The sequence below is a fragment of the Arthrobacter sp. D3-18 genome, assembly GCF_054408525.1.
Map to the genome: position 1 here is coordinate 96869 of NZ_CP096439.1, position 23223 is coordinate 120091.

Sequence of the window (23223 nt, forward strand, 5' to 3'; positions counted from 1 at the left end):
CGAGACTTTACGGTTAGTCGCGCAAAGCGATCGGCGGTTGGCCAAAGCAGCTGCCGGCGTTTCACCAGCGATTGCTGAGCGGACAGCCAGGCTCAGCCAAAAAGGCGTGATCGATGGGTACACCGCAAACATCAATTGGCAGGCGCTCCGCTACGCCACCATCGTTTACCTCTCTGTCCTCATCTCTCCCGGGGGGACCGTGGCGCGGTGCTCGACGACTTAGCCAACGCCCCTGGCGTAGAAGAAGTCACCTCGGTGACGGGCAGCTAGATGTCCTGATCAAATGCGGGTGCGAGACAACTACCACCTTCGCCAACCCCTCACGGAGTCAATCTGGAAAATAGAGGGAATCGCACGAACGGAAACATCGCTGGGTCTGGGTCAAGCCCGCTGCCTCAACCCCGCAGCCCGCCTAATCGACGAAATCGCAAGGACTCTCCCCTCGTCCTCGGAAGACTGAGCTACAGCCTAGTATCGGGGCGGCACCAGTGGCCCATAATGCCACGCCTAAGCAGCAGGGGTTGCCGCGTATGCGTGGCAAATCCGACGGCAATAAAGAGTTAGAGGTTTAGTGGCTAGACCTGAGTCATCAGCGTGGCCCACTACAGAACGGCTAATATACGCTCGTTGACTACGTCAGTAGCCCAACAAGGAGCGATACGAACCAGACGATCGGGCGGGCGGGCATCGCCACCAATGAGGATGTGGAAGTTGCCCTTTTCGATGCCCTCGACAATGGCTTGGGCCGCTTCTTCCGGCGTTGTCGCCCCACTTTCCGACCTTTCATATCAATCATCTTTACGCCCGACTTGCCGGTCAGATTTAGCCAGCGATCTTGCTCGAACCCTGCGTGTATCCGCGGGCAACGTCAGCGAGATCACGAAGCGGCTTCCGCGACGTGGTTATAGGCTCGCGCACCCGATACAGCGGAAGAAGCCCGGGTATCTCAGGTTGCACTGACCACAGTTGGCGGTGAAGCATCAACAGGCCCGTACGCGCAAGAGGAAGGGCTAGTGGAGAGCCTCTTAGATGGATGGCCGACCTAGGATGTAGGAGTTTCTATGCGTATACTCCTTCAGTTCAGTTCTCGACCGCGTTGGTATGCACTGACCACATTAGGAATTCACAGCCCGTGTCGCCGTCGCTGTCAACTCGCAACTCCCACCTGCCTTGGCTGCAGCCCCCAAGTCAGGAGTCTGGGCCGGTGAAATTGTCCCTGCCAGGTGCCTATAAAAGCATCTTTAAAGTCCCCGATGAGAAGTGCAGGGTATCTGCCCCGAAGCTTCACAGGAGTCGCTAGGCCTGTGGCGCCCCCGCCTTCTTTCGGCGGGACGGTGAAAGCCGTGCTAAAACAACTCCCCGAAAATGGAACCGAATTTCTCAGGTCCAACGCCAGGGAGCAGTTCAAATACAGAGCAGCTTGCCAGTAGTTAGCGAGTTGTAAGCAGTTCTTGGGCTTTATCGTCGATTACGGCTCCAGCTGGTCTTTCGAGGGCATGGCCTTCAGTGTCAATAGCTGAAAGTGCGTTATCCAGCCATGAGGGTATGGACCAGGCGGCGTGGCCGAGAAGGGACAGGGCTGAGGGAACAATGATCATTCGAACGATGAAGGCGTCTGCGAGCACTCCGATGGTGAGTGCCAGAGCGATAGAGGCGACCAGTGGTGAGGGACTGAGTGCGAATCCTCCGAAGACTGCAGCCATGATGGCGGCCGCCGCCACAACAACGAAGGCTGTCTTCGAAAACCCGTCCAGAATCGCTTCCCGGGGCGAGTAGCCCTTTGTATAGGCTTCCTTCATGCGGGAGACAAGAAAGACCTGATAGTCCATGGCCAGTCCGAAGAGGATGCCCACGATCAGGATGGGAAGCAGACTGAGCATGGGCGATCCGGTTGGTGCTGCAAAAACGGCGTCAGCCCATCCCCATTGGAAGACGGCGACTGTGACGCCGATTCCGACGCCGAGGGAGAGCAGGAATCCTATGGTTGCGATCAGCGGCACGAGGATCGACCGGAACAGGATGATTAGCAGAACCAGCGACAGACCAACAATCACTCCGATGTAGGTGACGAGAGCTTGGCTCAATTGTGCGTCGACGTCTATCGAGACAGCAGTTTGGCCCGTTACTGCCAAGTCGGCTTCGATATCAGTGCTTCGGTCCCGGATGTCATGGACAAGGTTCTTGGTATTAGCATCAGTGGGCCCTGTAGCGGGAACGACCGTGATGAGTGCAGCTGTTTTTGATGCGCTGATTACGGGCGGGGTGACGAGTTGGACCCCGTCAAGGTTGGTCAGCATGTTCCGGGTATCCGTGGCTGCTTGGTCCAATTCCGGCTTTTCTGCCTGTATCAGGACGACGAGAGGGCTTTGCGAGCCGGGACCAAATTCCTGGGCAATGATGTTGTACGCCCGCCGCTGGGAGCTGTCGGGGTCATCGCCTCCGGGTGTGCTGAGTGCCGTCTGAAGTGACAGCACGGGCACTGTGAGTATTCCCAGGAGTGCGACTCCGGTAAGAAGGGATCGTACGGGCTTGTGTACGACGACAGATGCCCAAACCTCTAGTATCCCTAGCTTGTCCTTGGTTTTTACCTGGTCCTGCGTTTGGGCCGGCTTGTTGTGACGCTGTTTGCGGGAAAGTGCTTTGTGTCCCATGGACTGCAGGAAGACGGGAAGGAGGGTCAGGGACATGATGACGGCGACGACGACGGCGAAAGCTGCGGCCAGTCCCATTTCGGTGATGAAGGGAATCCTGACGATCGCGAGGGCTGCGAGGGCTATGACCACTGTGGCTCCAGCGAAAACAACTGATGAGCCTGCCGTTCCGATGGCCCTGCCGACGGCGGTTGTGACGTCCCTGCCGGCCCGCAGTTCAGCCCGGAACCTGGCAACGATGAAGAGTGAGTAGTCGATGCCCACTGCGAGTCCCAGCATGACCGCGAGGATGGGTGTCATCGATCCGACAGGTTGGAGGAAAGCTGACGAGGCGAAGATGCCAAGAACACCGATGCCGACGCCCAGAAGGGCGGTAAGCATGTTGGCGCCGGCAGCGACGAGGGACCCGAAGGTAATGAGTAGGACTCCGAAAGCGATCAGGGCCCCCACGATTTCGGATGGCCCGAGAATCTCTGGCAACTCGCTGTGGAGCGTCCCACCTATTTCGGCCTCCAGTCCGTAGCTTCTGGCTGAGCCGGTGACTCGTTCCACTTCCTGTTGGATCGCTTCGGCGTTTGCATCGTCAATTCCTGTAAAGGCCAGGGTGATGACCGCGGTGCTGAGGTCCTCTGAAATGTTTGGCTGGACCGGGTCGAAGGGTGAGCGGACAGCAGAGACGTTACTGATCGACTCCGCCGCCGCGGTCAGGTCTGCTACTTTTTCCGCATAGGGAAGCCCGGTTATGGGCACCCCGCCGGGAGTGCGCACCACCAGCTGGAGTGAAGCGGTCCCTTCCGCCTTAGCGGCGGGAAATTCCCGTTCAACAGTCGTGAGGGCTTTGCTTGATTCTGTTCCGGGAATGTCGAAGGATCCGTCACTGAACCGCATACCCGTAACAGCTGTGACTCCCACCGCTATCAGTACTGCGGCCCAGGCGAGGATCACAGCGAGTCGGTGCCGGGCGCTGAAAATGCCCAGCCGGAAGAGAATTTTTGCCATACGAGGCTCCTAGAAAGAAATGTACCCAGCCTGTTCGCAGGAAGGGGCTTCAGTTCGATCTTCTCGCTCAACGATTGTTCCGTAATCCTCTGGGAGGCGTGGAAATCGGTACTGCCGCGGGAGTGTTTTCCCTGCTTAGGCGGGGTCGGCGAGCCCTGCCTTGAACGCCAGGATGACCAGTTGAGAGCGGTCCCTTGTTCCTGTCTTGGTCATGGCCCGGTTGAGGTGGGTCTTGACGGTCAGTGGTGAGATGAACAGGGCTGCAGCTATTTCGTCGTTGGTGAGCCCGGCAGCGACCTGGGTCAGGACTGCTCGTTCCCGGGAGGTCAGGGCAGCCAAGGCGCTGACCGCTGCACTGTCTACTGGACGTTTTGACGAATCCGCGACGTGGGCGATGAGCGATCCGGCGGCGGTCGGGGACAGCATGGAACCTCCTGCTGCTACTTGGTCGATGGCTGCTATCAGCTCTGTGGGGCCGACGTCCTTGCCGAGGAAACCCTGGGCTCCTGCCTGTATGGCTCGGATGACGTTGTGGTCGTCCTCGAAGGTGGTCAGGACCAGGATTCTTACTGGGTCCAGCTCCGGCTCGGCTCGGATCCTGCGGACTGCTTCGACACCATCGATGCCGGGCATTCGGATATCCATGAGCACGACGTCTGGTTTTACCTCCCTGACCACAGCCACGGCCTGGATGCCGTCAGCAGCCTCTCCCACCAGCACGAACTCAGGACGACTCTGGAGGATCCCGCGCAGACCGACTCGAATCATTTCCTGGTCGTCGACGAGGGCTATGCGGATCATCATCCGGCCTCCAGCGGAAATGAGGCCTCAATTATGAAGTGTTTTCCGTCGTCTTTTGCGTTGAAGCGCCCGCCAGCGGATACGGCCCGCTCCTGCATACCGATCAGCCCAAATCCTTGCTGGTCGATTGTTCGGTCTGTGTGGTCCTCCTCAGGAGCGGTCGTGGCATCATTACGCATTTCCAGGTTGATGTCCTTTGTTGTGGTTCTGAGAGTGAGTCGTGCTTGCCCGCCACCGTGTTTATGTACGTTGGTCAACCCTTCTTGCGTGATCCGGTAAAGGGCGAGGTCCAAAGCGGGGGGAAGATTCGTGGGAATAAGGCCTCGCTCGTGGTAATCGACCGTAAGGCCGAGGGCACGAAAGGCTTCGATGAGGCGGGGGATCTGGCTTGCTCCGGCAACGGGTACGTCAACGGCGTCGTCGATTTCACCGGATCTGAGGATGTGCAGGATGGCCTGCAGTTCACGCAGGGCTTCGCTGCTGGCGCTTCTAATACGGACCATGGATTCCATGGCTGTTTCCGGGTCATTGCGTGTGTTTGCTTCAGCTGCGCCTGCATGAACGCTGATGGCGGCGATGTGATGGGCCATCACATCGTGGAGTTCCCGGGCAATGCTCATCCGTTCTTCAGCAATACGCCGGGCGACTACTGCTTCTCGGGCTTGTAGAAGATTGCTCGCCTGTTCCTCCAAAGCCTCCACGTATTGCCGCTGTGAGCGGACCGCAGAACCGACTCCGCCTGCCGCTGCAGCCCAGGCAATCAGCGCCCAAGTCAGGGGGTCTAAGAAGGAAGCATGCATCACCAGGAAGGCTTCCGTGACGAGGATAAACCCGACGGCAGTGGTGGCCGCCACGGCGTGAGTCCTTGGCCTGAGCATGGCGAAGGAAGCGAGGCAAACTACCAGCAGGATCCATGCCGGCAGATGTTGCCCGGTCTGCAGGGGCAGTAACACCGTTAATAGAGCCGTGGTCGCCAGCGCCGATCCCGGCAGGTGGCGTCTGAGAACCGTCGCGGCGAGACCTCCCGTCAACAGCGCGAAGGAGCCGAAGTCCACGCCTGCCTGACTGATTCGGTATATTTCCATCACAACCACTGCCAAGGCCACGACGTCAAAGAACAGCTGCCACAGATCGCCAATTCCGCTGTTACTTTGCCACTGCTTGATGCTGCCCTTCCTTTCTATCCCGGCGGTTGTGCTTTTCATGCCGCGTCAAGCGCATCGCCCCAGCTGGCGCCGTCGCAAAGATATTGCCGCCATGTCCGAAGGGCCTTGTGAGATCGTGCCGCGAGGACACCCGTCAGACGATCACCTCGCCGGAAAAGCGCCACGAAGCTACCCTCCTGGAGGGAACCGTCAGCGAGCAGCACTTCGTCATGGTCCCGCAGCCACCCGTAGCTTTGAAGCTTCATGTCGTACTGGTCGGACCAGAAATACGGAACAGGAGTGTAGTCTCGGCTGCTTTCGGAAAGAATCTGTTCGGCCACATGAATGCCCTGGTCCACGGCGTTGGTGCGGTGTTCCAGCCTCATGCTGACATTAAAGAGGTTGTTGTGCCATCTGGCTACGTCCCCGGCTGCGTACACGCCTGGTGCGGCTGATGAGTCTGGGGCACACTGGATGCCATCGTCCAAGCGCAGGCCGCTCTTTCGCAGCCAGTCCACTGCCGGGACGGAACCGACCGCAACGACTACGAGATCAGCAATGATGATGACACCATTCTTCAGTGCCACACCGGTCACCTTCCCGCGGCTGTGCACTAGCGAAGCGACTGAGGCGTCCCGCCCGATCTTGAGCGTCACGCCGTTACTGACGTGAAGGGCGCTCAGTTCCGCACCCAGTTCGGGGCCGATGATCCCAGCCAACGGAGCCGAATTGCCGATCAGGGTGACGTCGGCACCACGGGACACCGCGGCCGCAGCAATCTCGGTTCCCAGAAACCCTGCCCCTACAACAACCACACGACTGCGTGCATGAAGCTCGCCCCGAAGCACCTCCGCGTCATCGAGGGTCTTCAGGGTGTGAACCCCCTTTAGGTGTTGCGCGCCTGGCAACGCCTTGGGGTTCACGCCGGTCGCCAAGATTAAGCGGTCGTAGTTGATTTCGCTGCCGTCCGTGAGGACCACCTTACGTTCCTGGATATCGAGCCCCCTGGCAGGGACCCCGTGGCGGCTTTCGACGTCCAGGTCTTCCAGATGTGCTGCGGGACGAAGCATGATCCTTTCGGCGTCCCATTCCCCCGATAAGTACTGTTTGGACAAGGGCGGCCGATCATAGGGGCGGTGGACTTCCGCCCCTATCATCGTCAGTTCGTTGGCATATCCTCCGCGACGGAGTGCTTCAGCGGTGCTGAGGCCAGCCGCTGAAGCCCCTACGATGACAACCCGCTGCGGCGCTCGTGCCGTCACGGGTTCTCTACGAGTCGGATCACGGCGGCCGGGCAACGTGCGGCTGCGTCCCGCACAGCTGGAATTTGCTGCATGGATGGTTGCTCGTCCAGTATGACGACCACGCCATCGTCATCGTTTTGGTCGAAGACGTCCGGCGCGGCCAGGACACAGACACCTGCCGCCACGCACTTTACCGTATCGATTTCGATTTTCATGCCACTACCTCGTCCCACTCGATCATCAGCTCGCGAATTCCATAAACGACCATGTCGTTTTTGTAGCGGATATCCATCGTTTCGGTGGCTACCCGTAGTCCCTTGACCCTGCGGAACAGCTCTGGCAGGGCGATCCGCAGTTCCAGGCGGGCCAGGTGCTGGCCGAGGCACTGATGCGGGCCGTAGCCGAACCCGACGTGGGCTGAGGACCTCGAGAGGTCCAGCGTGTCGGCATCGGCCAGGAAACTCGGGTCCCGGTTAGCTGATTCCAGTACCACTGCTACGTGCTCACCAGCCCGGATGAGCTGGTTGTTGATGGTGACGTCCACCGTAGCTTTCCGGAGAATGCCGTTGTGGATGATGCTGAGATATCGGATCAGCTCGTCCACGCCGGTTTCCATGACCGCAGGGTCCGCGACCATCTTTTCGGCCTGTTCGGGGTTTTGCAGGAGTGCATAGGTGCCGAGTGTGATCATGTTCGCTGTGGTGTCATGTCCGGCTGCGAGCAGGAGCAGGGACAACCCGGTCAGTTCCGCGAAGTCCAGAGGCCGACCGGCGGGCTCCTGAATGAGACGGCTGATGAGGTCATCGCCAGGCTGTTCAAACTTGGAGGCAACAAGCCCTGCGAAGAATCCGGCGCTCTCGGCCGCGGCGGCCTGCCGTTCCTGCAGCGATAGGCTCAGGTCAACCTGGGCTGTCGTGGCTTTTTCGAAAGTCTCCCTGTCGCTTTCCGGGACGCCAAGGAGTTCACTGATGACGATGGCGGGAATAGGCAGCCCGAATTCCCGGTAAAGGTCTACCGGACCTTCTTTCTGTTCCAGACGGTCGATGTGTTCGGTGACGAGCTGCCTGATGAACGGTTCCATCCGGGCGATGCGTTTGACCATGAATTCCCGGGCGAGCCGAAGACGCAGCTTTGAGTGCTCGTCGCCGTCATAGCGCAAGAGGACCCCTGGTGGTGGGGTGCCACCCAAGGCTTCGGGGTCACCCATCAGATGGGAAGAGCTGGCATCGATATTGCTGAAGCTTGAGTTGTTGCCGAGCACGGCTCGAGCGTCGTCGTAGCCGCTGACTAGCCAGACATCCAACCCGGCGGGAGTGCTTACACGACTAACTGGTTTGGAGACCCTTAGCTCCGCATAACGGGGGTCAGGATCGAAGGGACACCTGTTCTGCGGGAGTGCGTCGGGTGCAACCGGGGGACTAGGTATCTGCGTCATTGAAGGTTTCTCTCTGGTCGGGCTCCGGGTGGCGTCTGCTTTGCCGGGGACTACCAGTCTTGTAGGGGTTGGGAATCTTGAAATCGTTCGCTTGCAGTATCTGCGTGTACTGCAGGCGCTGTAGGCCCGGCAAAAGCTAGTGGCTTTGGTCGCCCATGTGCGTGATGATGGTCGCTTCGCAGGACTCGATCATCCGCCGGCCCATCCCGTCGTCGGTCCAGATCCAGAAACAGGACCTGTCGGGCATCACGACGTCGACAGTACCGTTTAGCCTCTCCAAGCCGACGTTGAAACTGAGATGTTGCCCAGGTACAAGAGGGTCAGCGCTGAGTTCGAGAGGTGCTGGATCCGGGGATGGCGTTGCAGTGGAGGTTACGCACGGATCAGAAATGACCGGGTGATCCTCAGGGACATTGTCGGGTCTGCTGTTGGGTTGTTCTTTCCTGCTGGCTGGCTCATACCCTCGGAGGGCTTGGGCGTGGGCATCACGCCGGAAGTCCCGTTCCTGGACTATGCGCTGCACACGCTCCCTGGTCTTCGGTGCTACCAAGTGCGGACGGTTGATGACGTTTGAGACCGTTGCCATGGACACACCCGCTGCTTGGGCTACGTCGCGCATCGTCACGTCGGCTCGCAGCGCCCCGTCCACATTCTGCAGGCTGGATTGGCTGGCGTTCATCGGTTTTCCTGCCGGTTGGATTGAAATGGGATTATTTTGTTCAATCGTCTTGCCGTGGTAGGTCCAGAAGTTCAGCGCCTTTGGATCGGACGTTGCTTCTGTCCTGCTACCGAGCCATAGCTGCGGCCGCTGGAAGCACAGCGCGATGGCCGGAGTATCGACGGCTGGCCGAGGCTGATGTAGGTAAATGATTGGATATAACTTCGGGGTGCAATTCGCAGGTCCGACTGGACGCGGATGAAAGGCACCCCGAAGAGTATGGCATTTCAGGCTTTAACAGGAGTTTTGTTTTCCAGCTGGGCAAGGAACCGGTTCACCGTGGCCTGGTTGGGGTAATCGGCGGGGTTTTTGATGCATTCCGGGCACCAGTGGCCGGCCGTGAGGATGAGCCGGGGGCTGCCTTGAAAGGAGTGGCCCGCGGCGCACTTCCAGGTCAGGGGGGTTGCGATGTCGCCGGTAGTCATGGAGGCGGAGGTCAGGGCGCCGCCGCGGAAATCCGCGGCGTCCTTCATGTCCGCGAGTGTCCAGGCGGCCGCGGCCTTGCTTTGGTCGTAGCCGTGGTCCAGGAACTGTGGTTCTTTGTCTGGCCGAGGCGCCCAGAAGGTGGACCAGTCGCCGATGCTTTCCCATTCCTCTCTGGAACCGAAGTAGGCATTGATCTTTGCGGTGTCGTTGGCTTCGATCCAGGCCATCGTGCCGCGAGGCTTTTTGGTCAGCGGTTTCATGACGAGGTGCTTGATCAGCGGTGCAGGTATTTTCCCTGCGAGCCGGACCCCGGCCGGTGCCGCCGCGACGGCCCTGTGCAGTGCTTCCTGGAACGTGTCTTTCCGGAAGGGGACGAGGGATTCCAGCACGTCAGAGTCGGTGTACCAGAACCCGTGGAAGTTTCTGGTCGCGAACCAGTTCCGGTCGTACCATTTACGGGCGTCTCTGACGCCCATAGCGGCGGTCATGCTGGTTTGGAGGTCCCAGTTGGTTAGGCGCCATGATTCCCCGCCGCCGATGTTGTAGATGCCTCCCCAAAACTCTTGCGGGACGCCGTCTTCGCAGATGTTGGCGAGCAGGCGGGAGGCGTCCTCAACAGAAACCCATTCCAAGACTCCGCCGATAGGGGTGTGGGTCATGATTGGGTCCCGGATTTCCAGGATGCCTGGGTGGAAGATGCCGGTCTGGCGTAGGGAGACGAAGTTCTTGAGTCCGGAGTCGATCAGTTCCCGCTCTGCGATGACTTTGCTTTGCCCGTATTCGTCGTAGCGGGACACTCGCAGGGGGTCACCGATGCGCCCCCAGTGGTTGGGCGGATTCCGGTCACCGCTTTGGGCGACGGTGCCAATGGTGACCAGCCGGACAGCGTCGGGGTCCGGCTGGCTTTTCACTGCCTTTATGACGTTCCTGGCACCGCCGACGTTGACCGTATGTGCAAGTTCCGGATGGTCGTCGGCAAACGGTGAGACGACGGCGCCGGTGTGCAGGACGTAGTCTGCTCCGGTGACGCAGGTTAGCACGATGGGGTAGTCCGTGACGTCGCCATAGACGACGCTGAGGTTTTTCATGTCCTCGAAGGTGCGGATGATCGCGGTGTCTTTCGGGGTGGGAAGGACCAGGGCAGTGATGTCGAACCGGTCGGCGCGCTGTGCGAATTCCCGCAGGATGTACTGTCCCCAGTTCCCGGTGGCACCGGTAAGGAAGACCTTCTTTCTTCGTGTTGACGTCATCCGACCGGAGCCTCCCTCGTGGCGTTGATCAGCTGTTCGAGGGCTTCCTGGGGGATGGTGACGCCGGGGAACTTGGCGAACTGGTCCATGGGCATGGAGTACACCATTTTTATGCCGTCCTGCATGGCCTCCGCCGCCCCGCGCTGCTCTTCGGTCATGGAAGCTGCAATACCTTCCATTAGCAGCGGCCCTGCCACCGGGTGGGTAAACCACTCCTCTACGGTGGAGGAAAGGCTAAGCGGTGTGTGGCGGCCTGCGTCCCCGTCGAGGGTGATTGCGCTGCGGGCTGCGATGTCGTGGGAGCTGCGGCCCAGTTCTATTGAGTACTCTCCCGGTGTGACGGCCCACCGGCTCTCGGTGATGTCGTAGTGGGCGAAGGCGCGCCGGTCCAGTTCGAAGGTGAGTGTCCGGGATTCTCCTGGTTCCAGCGTGACCTTTTGGAATGCACGCAGTTCACGCAAGGGTGTTCGGACCGGTCCCTGGGGTGCTGCCACGTAGATCTGGACGACGTCGGCGCCTGCACGGTCACCTGCATTGGTTACGGTGAGATGGACCGTTGCCTGGTCCGTGCCGTGCGCGGCCACACTGAGGTCGGAGTAGGTGAAGGTGGTGTAGCTGAGGCCGTGCCCGAACGGATACCGGGCCGCAATGTCGACTGTCTCGTGATAGCGGTAACCGATCAGAACGCCTTCCCCGTAACGGACGTGTCCTGCCTCGCCGGGGAAGTTGATGAACGAAGCTGTGTCGTTGAGCCGGTAGGGGATGGTTTCGGCGAGCCGGCCTGATGGGTTGATGCGGCCGGTGAGGACGTCGGCGAGGGCTCCGCCGCCTGCCTGGCCTAGAGCCCAGCCCTCAAGGATGGCGTCAACGTCGTCGTGCCATGGTTCGAGGGTCACCACGCCGCCGTTGGACAGGACAACAACAGTTCGCTTGCTGACGGCAGCGACGGCCTGTATGAGGGCTACATGGTCCGCGGGTAGGTCGAGGTTAGTGCGGTCGAATCCTTCTGATTCCTCCTTTTCGTCCAAGCCCACGAACACGATACTGACGTCGACTCGCGTGGCCAGATCCACGGCTTCTTCCAGCAGGAGACCGGAGGATTCGGTGCCGGTTTCGCCGTAGCCCGAGGCGTAATGCACATTGTCCTCGCCGAGGGCGGTGCGGAGCTCCTCAAGAGGGATGTCGACGCGGGTGGGGTTGACGTGGGAGCTGCCGCCGCCCTGGTATCGGGGCTTTTCGGCGAATTCCCCTAGGACTGCCACGTTGGTGCCCGGCTGGAGGGGGAGCGTGTTGTTTTCGTTGCGCAACAGGACGATGGAGCCTGCGGCAGCCCGGCGGGCCAGTGCGTGATGGGCCGCGGCGTCGAAGGTAGCGTCGTCGCCCTGCAGTTCTGTGAGCTGCTGCAGCCTGGCTATCCTGACGGCACTGTGGTCAAGGAATGCCGGCTCGAGGCTGCCGACTTTAACTGCGGCGATAATCTCGGCTGTGGTGGTGCCGTCGCTTCCGGGCATCTCGAGGTCAAGCCCTGCCTTGAGTGCAGCGATACGATTGTTGACTGCGCCCCAGTCGGACACGACGGCACCTTTGAAGCCCCATTCCTTGCGCAGGACGTCGGTGAGAAGCCATGTGTTTTCCGAGGCGTACGTGCCGTTGATGCGGTTGTATGAGCACATCACAGTGGTCGGGCTACTCTCTTGGACCACGCGTTCGAAGGCCGGGAGGTAGATTTCGCGCAGGGTTCGTTCGTCAACGTCGGAGCTGATCCGCATGCGGTCGGTCTCCTGGTTGTTGGCCGCAAAGTGCTTGACCGACGTTCCGATGCCCTGGCTTTGCACGCCCCGGACCCAGGCAGCGCCCAGTACGCCGCTGACGAGGGGGTCTTCTGAAAAGTACTCGAAGTTCCGTCCGCACAACGGGGAACGCTTGATGTTGATTGCGGGACCGAGGAGGACGTTCACACCGAGGGAGCGGGCTTCGCGGCCCAGCGCCTGCCCGACTTCCTTGGCAAGGTCCGGATCCCAGCTTGAGCCGAGCGCCGTCCCGGGAGGAAAACATGTAGCGGGCAGGCTTCCGTGGAGCCCCAGGTTGTCGGCTTCGCCGGCCTGCCGGCGGACGCCGTGGGGTCCGTCGGTCAGGACCATCGAGGGCACTCCAGCCACCTCGGCGGTGGACCAGAAGTCCCGGCCAGACAGGAGAGTCGCCTTTTCTTCCAATCCGAGGGTCGCGACGGTCTCTTCTGCTCCGGTGTTCTCGCTGCTATTGGCTGGCGGGGTCATGCGGTTACCTCGTTCTTTGAAGTCAGGACTTTTTCGAGCGCTTCAGCAAGTCCGGCGGGGCTCATGGGGATCATGCCGAGCATGTCCCTGATGCTGATGCTTTTCGCCTCGGGGTTGTTGGCATCCAGTGGGACGCCGGGGAAGAAGGATGAGAAGGTTTCGGTGAAGCTCTCCCACAGTTCCTTATCTTGGGCGAGAACGCCGAAGGTGGTGTCCAGGCTGTATTCCGGGGTCTCGTTGTGTCCTGCCGGAAGTTCGTAGCTCCAGGTGTGGCTTCCTGGTCCTACTTCCACTCTCAGGTTTTCCGGGTGCAGCGGAAGCACGATATCGGCAGTCGTATTAACCGGGACGGTCACATCGAGAGTCACGGTCTCGTCGATAATGCGCCAGGAGACCGCGGCCTCACCGAAGGGGGTGAGGTGACGGGCCGAGGCGCTGGTGAGGTCACCGCCGGGTTTGGGTGCTATGAGGATTCGTTTGTAGCCGGGTTCGGCGGGTGCGAGGCCTGCGATGGTGCGGTGCATCCAGTCAGCTACTGCACCAAGGGCGTAGTGGTTGAAGGAGGTCATCCCGCCGGGGTTAATGGTGCCGTCAGGGCGCATGGAATCCCAGCGTTCCCATATGGTGGTGGCGTCCATGGTAACCGGGTACAGGAACGACGGGCATTCAGTGTTCAGCAGGAGCTTATAGGCGTCGTCCAGATGCCCCGTCTGCGTGAGCGCGTCACAGAGGACGGGCGTGCCGACGAATCCGGTGGAAATGGTGTGTTTGGCCTTAGTCACCAGCTTGGCCAGCATTTCCCCCGCGCGTTCCTTCTGTCCAGCGTTGAGGATATCGAAGGTGATGGCCAGGGCGTAGGCGGTGGCAGAGTTGTTGGCCAGCCTGCCGGATGGGGTGACGTACTCGTCCTTAAAGGCCTGCTTGACCTTTGCTGCGAGATGGGAGAACCGGGCGCCGTCCTCGCTGTTGCCAAGGATGGCGGCCGTTTTTGCCATCACCTCCGTGACGCGGCAGAAGTACGCGGCGGCCACGAGGTGCGACTCGGTTTTGCCGCCTGACGGGTTTTCCGTGGGTGCATCCGGGTCGAGCCAGTCGCCGAATTGGAACCCCGAGTCCCACAGCCCGTCCGGGTTCAGCAGGCCTGCGACTTGGTCGGTGAATCCGACCATGGACGTGTAGGCGTCTTCCAGGATCTGTTGGTCCCCGTAGGCCTGGTAGAGAGTCCAGGGCAGCAAGACGGCGACGTCGGACCACACCGCAGTGGTCATCGGTGCGGCATGGGTCTGGAAGTCCGGGACGACCATGGGCACGTAACCTTTGTGCTTCTGTTCCAGGGCGAGGTCGCGAAGCCAGGACCCGAGGACGCCCCGGACGTCGTACAGGTAGGCCGCTGTGGGGCCGAAGACGTTGATGTCACCGGTCCAGCCAAGGCGTTCATCCCGCTGGGGGCAGTCGGTGGGCAGGCTGACGAAGTTTCCCTTCATGGACCACACGGTGTTGCTGTGGAGCTGGTTCAGCAGGGGGTTGGAGGTTTCGAACCATCCCGTGCGCGCCATGTCGGTGTGAACAACGATGGCCGTGAGCTTGTCCATGGTTAGCTCTCCGGGGTAGCCCTCAATTTCGGCGTAGCGGAACCCATGGAAGGTGAAGCGCGGTTCCCATGTTTCGGGTCCGTTGCCGCGCAGGGTGTATTCGTCTGTTGCTTTGGCGGTGCGCAGCGGGCGGACGCCTAACTCGCCGTCGTCGAGGACTTCTGCATGGCGAAGGGTCACGGTGGTACCCGCGTCACCTTCAACGTTCAGGCGGATCCAGCCCACGAGGTTCTGGCCGAAGTCGGCGATGGTCTTTCCCGAGGGCGTGGTGAGGAGCCGCTGGACCGGGATTTCCTCGATGCGGCGGACAGGTTCCTTCGTGGGGGTTTCGAGGGTCGTCAGGTCCCAGTCAATGACTTCCACCGGTGCCCACGTGGAGGCATCGAAACCAGGGGTGGACCAGCCGACTTGCTCCAGCCGTGCGTCGTAGTGTTCGCCATCGTAGATGCTCTCGAAGAGGACGGGTCCGGGAGAGGTGCGGAACTCTTCGTCGGTAGCAATAATTTCGCTATGGTCCCCGTAATCGAGTTCGAGCTGCATGAACAAGCCTGGACGGTCAGCGAAGATGTTTTTGGTTGGTCCTGCGCCTTCCCAACCGAGCCGACCCCTCGCCCATCCTTCCCCCACCATCGCCGCCAAGGTGTTGGCGCCGTCGGTGATAAGTTCGGTGACGTCGTGGCTACTGTAGTTCAGCCGATGGCGGTAAGTGGTCCAGCCGGGTGCGAGGACTTCATCGCCCACCCGCTGCCCGTTAAGGTATGCCTCAACAAGGCCGAGCGCCGTCACATGCAGCGTTGCCCGCCTGATATTGGCAGAGTTGAAGTCGCGGCGGAAAAGGGGTGCCGGCTGGGGGTGTTCGGAAGGACCTGATCGTGCTTCCGGGGCGATGAACCTGGCGGTCCAGGGCAGGGAGTGGCTCATTGGATTCTTTCTGCAGTTCTAGCGGACTGATTTGATGCGGAGTACGGACAGGCCACCAAGGATCGTGACGACGCCAGCGACGATGTAGAGGAGTTCATAGTTCTTGTCAGTGCCGGTTGCGCCTACGGCCAAGAAAAGCGGTGCAATGATCGGGGCGAAGGCCTGGGGGATCGAGGTCGCGAAGCCCGTGATGCCCATGAACCTGCCGGCGTCGGTGTCCCGCTCGGGCAGGACGTCAAGGAGCAAGGCCTGGTCAACTGCGGAGAATGCTCCAACGCCGACTGAACACAGCAGGGAACCGGCGATGAGTAGCGGCATCCCAGGGGCGAACGCCATGAGTATTGCGCCAGCGGCGAAGAATACGGCGGCAGTCAAAACGAACAAGCGGCGGCGGCGAAGGCGGTCAGAGAGGAATCCGCCGCCGATGGCACCCAGGGTTGTGGCAAGGATGCCCGCACCGCCGACGGTGGCGATAAGTGGAGCGACCTCAGTGACCTCCACGCCGAGCTTGGAAGCGAAGAAGAACGCCGTGAACGTGGTGTTGAGGGTAAGCCCGAAGTAGAAGAGAAAGCGGCCCGCCCAGTTCCAGGAGAAGTCCATGTACTGCTTGGGATTGTATACGTATTTCTTCGCAATTGCCTTGATGCTGAGATTCTCGGCAAAGGTCCGTGCCCGGCTGTCGTCTTCGTGCACGAGGAGGACAAATAGTGCCACGAGAATCACTCCCACCAGTCCGGGGACCAGGAAGAGCAGGACACTTTGCTGTGCGAAACCTCCAGCGATGATGAGGCCGAAGACGGGTGCTATCTGTGTCGCGAAACCGGCGAGCCCGGCCACCTTGCCCCGCTGAGACTCCGGGAGTCGGTCTGCCGTGGAGATCTGCAGGTTTGCCAGCACCTGCCCCCAGCCCAGCTGGGCGAGGATCCAGCCGAGGCCCAGAATGAGGACGTCAGGGGCAAGCCCCATCACGAACAGTGAGATAACGCCAAGAATGGTGCCGCCTATCATCCATGGCCGGCGGCGCCCGATCTTCGTCCGGGTGCGGTCGCTAAGCACTCCCCCCAAGGGGGCCGTGAGCATCACCGCGAAGGCACCCGCGCCTGTGATGTAGCCCAGGTATTCCTCGTGGCCCGGCGCGAGCTCCTGGACCCGGATGGACAACGAAATAGCAAGCGGGGTGATGAAGGCTACGAAAACGCCAAACTGCGCCAGAACCATAAACCAGATGTAGCGCGCCCCCACCTTGCGCAGCTCCGGCTTTAGCGCGCTGGGCTTGCCGTCGGCTACGTCCGTAACGGAACTTGCCACGGGGAAAGCTGCCGGTGGGGGTGTTATCCGTGACTCGTCGTCGCGAGTAGTCATGAGGACTCCGTTGTCAAATAAAGGTGTGTGAGTTACTAGTACGTGCTAGTAACCGTAGGTAAAATGCTAGCAAGGCAAGTTCGCGGATGGCAAGGGCTATTTGTAACGATTCAAGGAGTAGCGTGACAGCAATTACTGGACGGCGTGTGACGGCGGCCGATGTTGCAAGGGAAGCCGGCGTCTCTCCGGCGACCGTCGGGTTCGTCCTTAACCGGACGAAGGGGCAGACGATTTCGAAGGCGACACGGGAGCGAGTGTTGGCTGCATCCCAACGCCTTAACTACAAGCCGCACCAAGCCGCCCGCACCTTACGAAGCGGGCGGAACAAGATCGTCCTGCTCGTCCTTCCCGACTGGCCGCTGGAGCATAGCCTGCGAACCAACCTGGAAGTGCTGACCCACGAACTGGCCGTCCATGGCTACGCGCTGATCACTTTCACGCCACTCCCAGACAGTAGCGCCGTGCCTCTTTGGGCAATCCTTGATCCTTCAGTTGTCATCGGCTACGAACCTTTCTCGGCTGAAGACGTGGCTGACATGCGGTCCCTTGGCATCCGAAATATCATTCCCTCCCCGGACCAGCCACCCGCAGAGCAAGCGTCTGACTTCGCATCCGGTCCGAGGCTTCAGGTCGAACACCTCCTTGGTCTCGGCCATCGGCGACTCGGGTTCGCCTGCCCCACCGATCCAAGATTGGAGGAATTCGTCACGGCCCGCCTGCAGCTTGTGGGCGAAGTCTGCACTGAACGGGGCCTTTCACGGCCCCTTGCCATGCCGGTCAATTACCAGGATGGATCTGGAGAGCATGCTGCCGCAGCGTGGAGGGCCGCCGGAGTAACCGGCGTGGTTGCCTACAATGACGAAACGGCCGCCGACGCAATACTGGGAGCGATACGGTACGGACTCCGAGTCCCGGAGGATTTGTCCGTCGTTGGCCACGATAACTCTCCGCTGGCGGCACGCTTCATGCCTTCAATCTCAAGTGCGGAGGTCGATATGGAAGGGCTGGGGCTTTATACGGCAGGGATCGCCTTGCATCATGCTGAAGGCCACCGTATGCCGGAGCCGCCCACGGGTCTTGGCACTATGGTCCGGCGGGACTCCACTGCGCCAGTTAGGAGCTTCCCAAGCCCCGCTCAATGAGGCAATGGCCCTCTTACCGTCCTCTTGACATCCGCGCCGGGGCCGATGCCTGATCCGGAGCGCTACAGGAAAACCCGGCGTTAGGCACTTGGGGTGGTTGCACCATGCCAGTTTTAGGGCGTTATGTGCAACGGTTCCTGATCGGCGACTACTTGGGGTTCCTCCTGGTCCCATCCATTGTGTCTCACAGCGGTGGTCATATTGCTAACTGGGCCCGGCAGAATGCCCGCGGGCTTGGCGCTCCTTGACGCGGTTTATGGCATAGGGGTACAGCAGATAGGATCCTTACGGGTGTCCTGCCCTTAGCCGGCGGCAGAAGGATGGGCGCTGCCGCGACAAATCAAGAACCTGCCAGCAGTTCGAATGCTCGAGCTGATGACACTGCCGATCAGCCGACCGACCTCGCCGTGGGTTAAAGCCCAACTTCCCGGGTTCTCTCGGCCAGTCGATTACTGATGGGTTCGGGGCCGATATAACAGTGGTGCACGTCACTACCGGGCGGGATATGGGGCCAATTGCGCCCGTGACTCCCTTGTCATGCCCTTCCGTCGCCAGTCGCCGTGATCGAGGGCAAGGAACGGGTGGGCGGGAAGGTCGATGCGAGTGATGCCGCGATAGCTTCCAGGAAGTGATGGTCATTACCCACGTGTCAACTATATCGATTTTCGTGCGTTCCAGCAGCAGGTCGATATTTCGGAAGCTGGGATGAGCGAGTCCAGGGTAGGAGACAGTGTAGTGGCCGCCAATCCAGCCGACGGCGTCTCCCACTACCCAGACAACGGTTCGAGCATTCCGGACGGGATCCGCCGATGATCCGATCGATGAAAGCAATGCGCTGAGGACTACCACCCACAGATCGCCACCCTTCGACCACCACCTTTGATCCAGTGGTTAAGGTAAGTCTCACCGTGGCCGACTTAGCCACCCCGGGCCCCGCCCTCCCAACAGCGGCGCACCATTTCCTCGGCGGTTAGGTTGCCCCAGTCAACGCCGATGTTCCCTCCTAGCCGCATTCGTCTAATACGACGGGGCTTCTTGGTGAGAAGCCGGGCTTTGCAGCATTGTCGCGTACAACGACGAAATTGTGGGGCATCTGGCCGTCAGCGGAAGTGATCACGGCTAATCATGGAGAGAATTCCCGGAACACGCATCCTTTTCGCACGGCCGCCGTGACGACGTCTGCCGCTATAGAGGCCATCATGCGAAAATCCGCTCGACTAGGCCCGGTCACCGGCGTTTCCTAGACAGGGAAGTCGACTCCGGTGAGCTTCTCGGACACTGCCCAGAGTCGCCGTTGGTTCGTCTTGTCGTGGGAGGCTGCGCTGGACTCCACGACGGCCGGGTTTCCACGTGTTCCGAGGAGCCAGCGTCCGTCGGGCCCATAGTACTGGGCGCCACGAACGGACGTATCTGTGGCAGCGCGGAGCGTCGGGAGAGCTCCCTTGTTGGTGCTTTGAAATATCAGCGGACGGATGAGCTTTACGAAGGCTCGTTGAGTGGCTGGATTGCCGCGCGATAGCTCGGATGAAGCGAGGCCGGGGTGGGTGGCCACAGAAACAGTCAGCGCCCCGGCATGGGTTAGTCGGCGCTGCAACTCGTAGGTAAATAGGATATTCATTAGCTTGGATTGGCTGTAGACGCGCATCGGAGCATATGACCTTTCCCGCTGCAGGTCGTCAAAGTCGATCCCGCGGACCATTTGGTGGGCGAGTGCGCTGACAGTGACGACGCGTGAGCCGGGGACGGCGAGCATGTCCTGTATCAGGAGACCAGTAAGGGCGAAGTGCCCGAGGTGGTTGGTGGCGAACTGCCGTTCGAAGCCGTCGACGGTGGTGCCCTTCGGCGTGTTCATAATGCCGGCGTTATTGATGAGCAGATCGATACCCCGATTCTTCGCGCGTATACGCTGTGCGGCCTCGCAGATGGACGCGAGCGACCCGAGGTCGAGAGCCTGAACCTCAACCTCCGCGTCCGGAGATGCGCGTCTGATCCGCTCAGCTGCCTGAAATCCGGCCTCAGCGTTGCGAACAGCGAGGATAACGGATGCACCGCGGGCAGCCAACGCGGAGGCGGTCGCGAACCCCAAGCCGGTGTTCGAGCCCGTTATGAGTGCTGTGCGTCCCCGCTGGGAAGGCATGTCGTGGGTAGTCCATGGCTTTTTCATAATTTCCCGCTCTTATAATCGGAGTATTCGTTCCGTTTAATACTATACGGAACCTTCACTCCGTTTATGAGAGATGACTCTAATGAAGCAAACGCGCGCCGATGCTGTCCGAAACCGCACACGTATCCTGCAGGCGGCGAACGACGTCTTCGCCGCAGGGGGGCCAGAAGTGCGGGTCGACGAGATTGCTCAGCGGGCAGGAGTTGGTATGGGGACTATTTATCGACATTTCCCGACGAAGGAGGCGCTCCTCTTCGCGATCGTGACTGAGGGCATCGATCGACTGATTGTGTGGATTCGGGAGCTTCTCGAGGTCGATCCGGCGGATGCTCTGGACCACTTCTTGGCTGGAATCCTTGAGAAGGGCACCGCCGATCAGAGCCTTGCCGCTGACCTTGCAAGCAGTGGCATCGACATCGACGCCGAGCTGCCCGACCGGCACCGGGCTTTCCATCTTGCCCTGGACGATCTGGTGACGCAGGGTCAGAGCGCTGGCACCGTTCGGAGCGACGTGGACGGCCGCGATCTCAAGGCCATAATTGTGGGTCTGCAGGCGATGCACCAGCACAGGGGGGGTCAGCTCGATGCAGCACTGCGGATTATTCGCGATGGTCTGAGACCGCAAAGGCGGATTGGCCTGTGAGAAACGTCGAAATCACTGTGGGACCGAAGTTCTCGCAGCTATTTCCATTCTCGTAGTTGCCTGGGTAGGCGGGGAGCGGAGTAAGAGCTTTGACCGTTCAGGCGGGTGTTATCGCGTTGCAACTACCCTGCGGCCATGAAACTATTCCCAGCTGTGGCCTTACGGATCGCTCTCCCTAGAATCAGGCGGCGGTGATCATCTGGATCGGCGCCGGGGTGACGTGTGGAGCGTCGCCCACCTTGCGGGCGCCGCGCCAGACAGGCCGATGTCGAGTGTGGAGTCTCATGAATTATTGGACACTTCTCAGGACATCGTGGACACTTGGGCAGGTTTGGCTCGTTCCATGAGCGAACTCAAACCCGATATGAAGGTACCGGGACCGCGGCGCCATGACGCGGACAGGGCGTCGTCGACCGCGGTTTTCAGGGCGCTGGGGTTGCCCCGGCGGTACGTGCCGTCGGCGGTGACCACGAGCTTGGCTTCGGCGTCATCGATCCGGGACCGCAGGGCTTCGGCAGAGAAGCCGCCGAACACCACCGAGTAGACCGCGCCGACCCGGGTGCCGGCCAGCAGGGCGATCACGGCCTCGGGGATGGGCAGGTACACGGCAACCCGGTTACCCTCGGCCGCGCCGAGGGACACGGAGCCGTTCGCGGTCTTCTTCACTTCTTCGCTCAGCTGTGCTTAAATGTGGGTTCCGGGTGCCCCGGGGTTCGCACTCGAAGTAGATCGCCACCCATCGCCCAGACCGTTCTCAACGTGGTGGTACAGCACGTTGTAGGCCGCGTTGACCTCACCTCCGGCAAATCACTTGGCAAATGGCGTTTGGACCAGTCGAGGGTCTTCTCGAAATCCATGGACCAGGTGATCAGTTCCCGTGCCTGCCTGGTCCAGAACGCTGCCCGCTCAGCCGTGGCCTCAGCGTAATTGGCTGCGGTGACAACGGCGTCGGCAGCATATTCCGGGGGCATCTCCAGGGCCAGGAGAAGCCGCGTGTCCGAGTACGAGATTCAGCGACCGCCAGCGCCAGGGGCGAAAATCAACAACTTGGTACCCGCCCCGAAGGCGCACCAAATCCGCTCTAGGCGGCGTCGCCGCACATACACCGCTACTCGACGCTTATTCGGAAGCGGCTCGCACGTCACGGTGGTGCCCGGTGGTAGGCTCGTCGAGAATCTCGCGCATGGCATTCCACGCACCGCAGCGAGGGGTGCCACCCCTGAGAACTGTGGCACCGCTCGGAAGACTTCAGCTGCGGAGGGCCTGGTAGACGGCCGTCTCGAAGTCCATGAACCCGGTGAATGACGAGCTGTCCGCGAATGGCAGGATCTGGGTGGCCCAATAGCCTGCGACTCCGTTCTCGCGGTCGATCCAGTAGAAGAGATTCGTTAGCCCCGCCCAGCCGACTGCGCCCGCAGGTCGCCCTGTGGGTGCCTGCTGGTCGTTGACCATGAACGTGTAGGACCATGATTTGGTTTGGCCGGGGAAGAATTCGGCATCGTTGGACAATGAGGGGATAACCCCCGGGAGTTTCTTGACTTTCAGGTCGCCCAGGTCATTCTTCACGGCCCATGCGACGGTCTCCGGTCGGAGCACCCGTTCGCCGGAATCAGCCATGCCGTCATTGAGCCACATGCGTTGGAAGGTGAGGTAGTCGTTGACCGTCGAATAGAGGGCGTGTCCGCCCATTTGCACCTCTGGGTCCTGCGGGAGGATCAGGTCCTCGAGCGGCGTCAGAACACCGCTGATATCGCGCTGATGAATCGTGGCGCGGCGGCCGGCGGTGCCTTCGTTGAGAGTAAAGTCGGTGTCAGTCATCCCGAGCGGGGAAAATAGCCGCTCCCGCATGACCAGACCAAGACTCTTGCCTGTTATGCCCTCGATAACTTGACCCACCCAATCTATGTTTGAGCCGTACTCCCACTGCTCCCCGGGGTCGAAAAGGAGTGGGGTTGTGATGGAAGCACGGGACGAGGTGATCACGCTCGGCTGACCGTGATCGGTGGCGAGACGGTTGTATTTCGCGTTGAAAAAGTCGTAGCCGAATCCAGCTGTATGCAGGAGCAGGTGCCGAGTGGTGATCTCGCAACGGGGGGGGCGCAACCGGGGGGAACCGTCAGCGTCAAAGCCGTCGAGTACCTGGATCGAGGCCAGTCCGGGTGCGTACTCTTTCGCGGGTGCGTCGAGGTCCAGGTGACCGGATTCAACGAGCTGCAGCGCGGTAGTTCCTGTTATTGCCTTGGTGGTGGAGAAGATAGCGAATACCGAGTCAGCGGTCATCTCGACCTCAGTGCCGAGGCTGCGTTTGCCTGCAGCCTCCAGGAAGCGTACTCCATCGCGGTCCGTGACGCCGGCGACAACGCCAGGCACCCGACCGACGCCTTCGACCGCGCGTTCGAGGATGTTGGAGAGCTCTTCAGTTTTTGTGCTCACAGGTTGCCCTTTCGTCATTGA

At 60.6% G+C, this 23223-nt stretch carries 17 protein-coding genes and 1 pseudogene; 3 read left to right on the forward strand and 15 right to left on the reverse strand.

The window, feature by feature from the left end:
* Positions 1–37 precede the first annotated feature (37 nt).
* Positions 38–223: a hypothetical protein gene (locus tag M1D89_RS00445; protein WP_498643751.1), complete on the forward strand. Its 186-nt coding sequence runs from the start codon at positions 38–40 to the stop codon at positions 221–223.
* Between the two features lie 1207 nt (positions 224–1430).
* Here the strand turns inward: M1D89_RS00445 and M1D89_RS00450 are convergent.
* From M1D89_RS00450 to M1D89_RS00500, 11 genes are all read right to left on the reverse strand, one after another.
* Positions 1431–3650: an MMPL family transporter gene (locus tag M1D89_RS00450; protein WP_498643753.1), complete on the reverse strand. Its 2220-nt coding sequence runs from the start codon at positions 3648–3650 to the stop codon at positions 1431–1433.
* Positions 3651–3785: 135 nt separating this feature from the next.
* Positions 3786–4451: a response regulator gene (locus M1D89_RS00455; RefSeq protein WP_498643945.1), complete on the reverse strand. Its 666-nt coding sequence runs from the start codon at positions 4449–4451 to the stop codon at positions 3786–3788.
* Positions 4451–5656 carry a sensor histidine kinase gene (locus tag M1D89_RS00460; RefSeq protein ID WP_498643755.1) on the reverse strand — a complete coding sequence of 402 codons (1206 nt, stop codon included), beginning with the start codon at positions 5654–5656 and terminating at the stop codon, positions 4451–4453. Before M1D89_RS00460 ends, M1D89_RS00455 begins: the two co-directional genes overlap by 1 nt.
* Positions 5653–6858, reverse strand: coding sequence for an NAD(P)/FAD-dependent oxidoreductase (locus tag M1D89_RS00465; protein WP_498643757.1), 1206 nt, complete (start codon positions 6856–6858; stop codon positions 5653–5655). Before M1D89_RS00465 ends, M1D89_RS00460 begins: the two co-directional genes overlap by 4 nt.
* Positions 6855–7055, reverse strand: coding sequence for a ferredoxin (locus M1D89_RS00470; protein WP_498643759.1), 201 nt, complete (start codon positions 7053–7055; stop codon positions 6855–6857). The genes M1D89_RS00465 and M1D89_RS00470 overlap by 4 nt, the downstream gene beginning before the upstream one ends.
* Entirely contained in the window at positions 7052–8275 is a 1224-nt protein-coding gene (locus M1D89_RS00475; RefSeq protein WP_498643760.1) for a cytochrome P450, read from the reverse strand. The genes M1D89_RS00470 and M1D89_RS00475 overlap by 4 nt, the downstream gene beginning before the upstream one ends.
* Positions 8276–8411: 136 nt before the next feature.
* Positions 8412–8954 carry a LacI family DNA-binding transcriptional regulator gene (locus M1D89_RS00480; RefSeq protein ID WP_498643762.1) on the reverse strand — a complete coding sequence of 181 codons (543 nt, stop codon included), beginning with the start codon at positions 8952–8954 and terminating at the stop codon, positions 8412–8414.
* Positions 8955–9220: 266 nt separating this feature from the next.
* Positions 9221–10669, reverse strand: a complete 1449-nt coding sequence (locus M1D89_RS00485; protein WP_498643764.1) for an NAD-dependent epimerase/dehydratase family protein — start codon at positions 10667–10669, stop codon at positions 9221–9223.
* Positions 10666–12945, reverse strand: a complete 2280-nt coding sequence (locus M1D89_RS00490) for a glycoside hydrolase family 3 C-terminal domain-containing protein (RefSeq protein ID WP_498643766.1) — start codon at positions 12943–12945, stop codon at positions 10666–10668. Before M1D89_RS00490 ends, M1D89_RS00485 begins: the two co-directional genes overlap by 4 nt.
* Complete coding sequence (locus tag M1D89_RS00495) at positions 12942–15458, reverse strand: glycoside hydrolase family 78 protein (RefSeq protein WP_498643768.1); 2517 nt, start codon at positions 15456–15458, stop codon at positions 12942–12944. The genes M1D89_RS00490 and M1D89_RS00495 overlap by 4 nt, the downstream gene beginning before the upstream one ends.
* Before the next feature lie 18 nt (positions 15459–15476).
* Positions 15477–16820, reverse strand: a complete 1344-nt coding sequence (locus tag M1D89_RS00500; protein ID WP_498643770.1) for an MFS transporter — start codon at positions 16818–16820, stop codon at positions 15477–15479.
* Positions 16821–16942: 122 nt separating this feature from the next.
* Here M1D89_RS00500 and M1D89_RS00505 point away from each other — a divergent pair, with 122 nt between their 5' ends.
* On the forward strand, positions 16943–17962 hold the full coding sequence (locus M1D89_RS00505) for a LacI family DNA-binding transcriptional regulator (protein ID WP_498643772.1): 1020 nt from the start codon (positions 16943–16945) through the stop codon (positions 17960–17962).
* A 285-nt stretch (positions 17963–18247) separates the two neighbouring features.
* On the opposite strand, the gene M1D89_RS00510 is transcribed toward M1D89_RS00505, so the two are convergent.
* Both M1D89_RS00510 and M1D89_RS00515 read right to left on the reverse strand, forming a co-directional pair.
* Complete coding sequence (locus M1D89_RS00510; RefSeq protein WP_498643774.1) at positions 18248–18811, reverse strand: DUF5605 domain-containing protein; 564 nt, start codon at positions 18809–18811, stop codon at positions 18248–18250.
* A gap of 391 nt (positions 18812–19202) precedes the next feature.
* Positions 19203–20099, reverse strand: coding sequence for an oxidoreductase (locus tag M1D89_RS00515; RefSeq protein WP_498643776.1), 897 nt, complete (start codon positions 20097–20099; stop codon positions 19203–19205).
* Positions 20100–20208: 109 nt separating this feature from the next.
* Here M1D89_RS00515 and M1D89_RS00520 point away from each other — a divergent pair, with 109 nt between their 5' ends.
* Positions 20209–20769 carry a TetR/AcrR family transcriptional regulator gene (locus tag M1D89_RS00520; RefSeq protein WP_498643778.1) on the forward strand — a complete coding sequence of 187 codons (561 nt, stop codon included), beginning with the start codon at positions 20209–20211 and terminating at the stop codon, positions 20767–20769.
* A gap of 396 nt (positions 20770–21165) precedes the next feature.
* Here the strand turns inward: M1D89_RS00520 and M1D89_RS00525 are convergent.
* Both M1D89_RS00525 and acmB read right to left on the reverse strand, forming a co-directional pair.
* Positions 21166–21740 (reverse strand): annotated as a pseudogene (locus M1D89_RS00525) (acetyl-coenzyme A synthetase N-terminal domain-containing protein); the annotation flags it as partial.
* Between the two features lie 277 nt (positions 21741–22017).
* Complete coding sequence (gene acmB, locus M1D89_RS00530; protein ID WP_498643780.1) at positions 22018–23220, reverse strand: methyl acetate hydrolase AcmB; 1203 nt, start codon at positions 23218–23220, stop codon at positions 22018–22020.
* Between the last annotated feature and the right edge of the window lie 3 nt (positions 23221–23223).

Bases quoted from the DNA above. Each gene is read 5' to 3' on its own strand.
- M1D89_RS00455 (WP_498643945.1), bottom strand. From the start codon at position 4,451: ATGATCCGCATAGCCCTCGTCGACGACCAGGAAATGATTCGAGTCGGT.
- acmB (WP_498643780.1), bottom strand. From the start codon at position 23,220: ATGACGAAAGGGCAACCTGTGAGCACAAAAACTGAAGAGCTCTCCAAC.
- M1D89_RS00495 (WP_498643768.1), bottom strand. From the start codon at position 15,458: ATGAGCCACTCCCTGCCCTGGACCGCCAGGTTCATCGCCCCGGAAGCA.
- M1D89_RS00475 (WP_498643760.1), bottom strand. From the start codon at position 8,275: ATGACGCAGATACCTAGTCCCCCGGTTGCACCCGACGCACTCCCGCAG.
- M1D89_RS00485 (WP_498643764.1), bottom strand. From the start codon at position 10,669: ATGACGTCAACACGAAGAAAGAAGGTCTTCCTTACCGGTGCCACCGGG.
- M1D89_RS00450 (WP_498643753.1), bottom strand. From the start codon at position 3,650: ATGGCAAAAATTCTCTTCCGGCTGGGCATTTTCAGCGCCCGGCACCGA.
- M1D89_RS00515 (WP_498643776.1), bottom strand. From the start codon at position 20,099: ATGCCTTCCCAGCGGGGACGCACAGCACTCATAACGGGCTCGAACACC.
- M1D89_RS00520 (WP_498643778.1), top strand. From the start codon at position 20,209: ATGAAGCAAACGCGCGCCGATGCTGTCCGAAACCGCACACGTATCCTG.
- M1D89_RS00460 (WP_498643755.1), bottom strand. From the start codon at position 5,656: ATGAAAAGCACAACCGCCGGGATAGAAAGGAAGGGCAGCATCAAGCAG.
- M1D89_RS00500 (WP_498643770.1), bottom strand. From the start codon at position 16,820: ATGACTACTCGCGACGACGAGTCACGGATAACACCCCCACCGGCAGCT.
- M1D89_RS00470 (WP_498643759.1), bottom strand. From the start codon at position 7,055: ATGAAAATCGAAATCGATACGGTAAAGTGCGTGGCGGCAGGTGTCTGT.
- M1D89_RS00490 (WP_498643766.1), bottom strand. From the start codon at position 12,945: ATGACCCCGCCAGCCAATAGCAGCGAGAACACCGGAGCAGAAGAGACC.
- M1D89_RS00480 (WP_498643762.1), bottom strand. From the start codon at position 8,954: ATGAACGCCAGCCAATCCAGCCTGCAGAATGTGGACGGGGCGCTGCGA.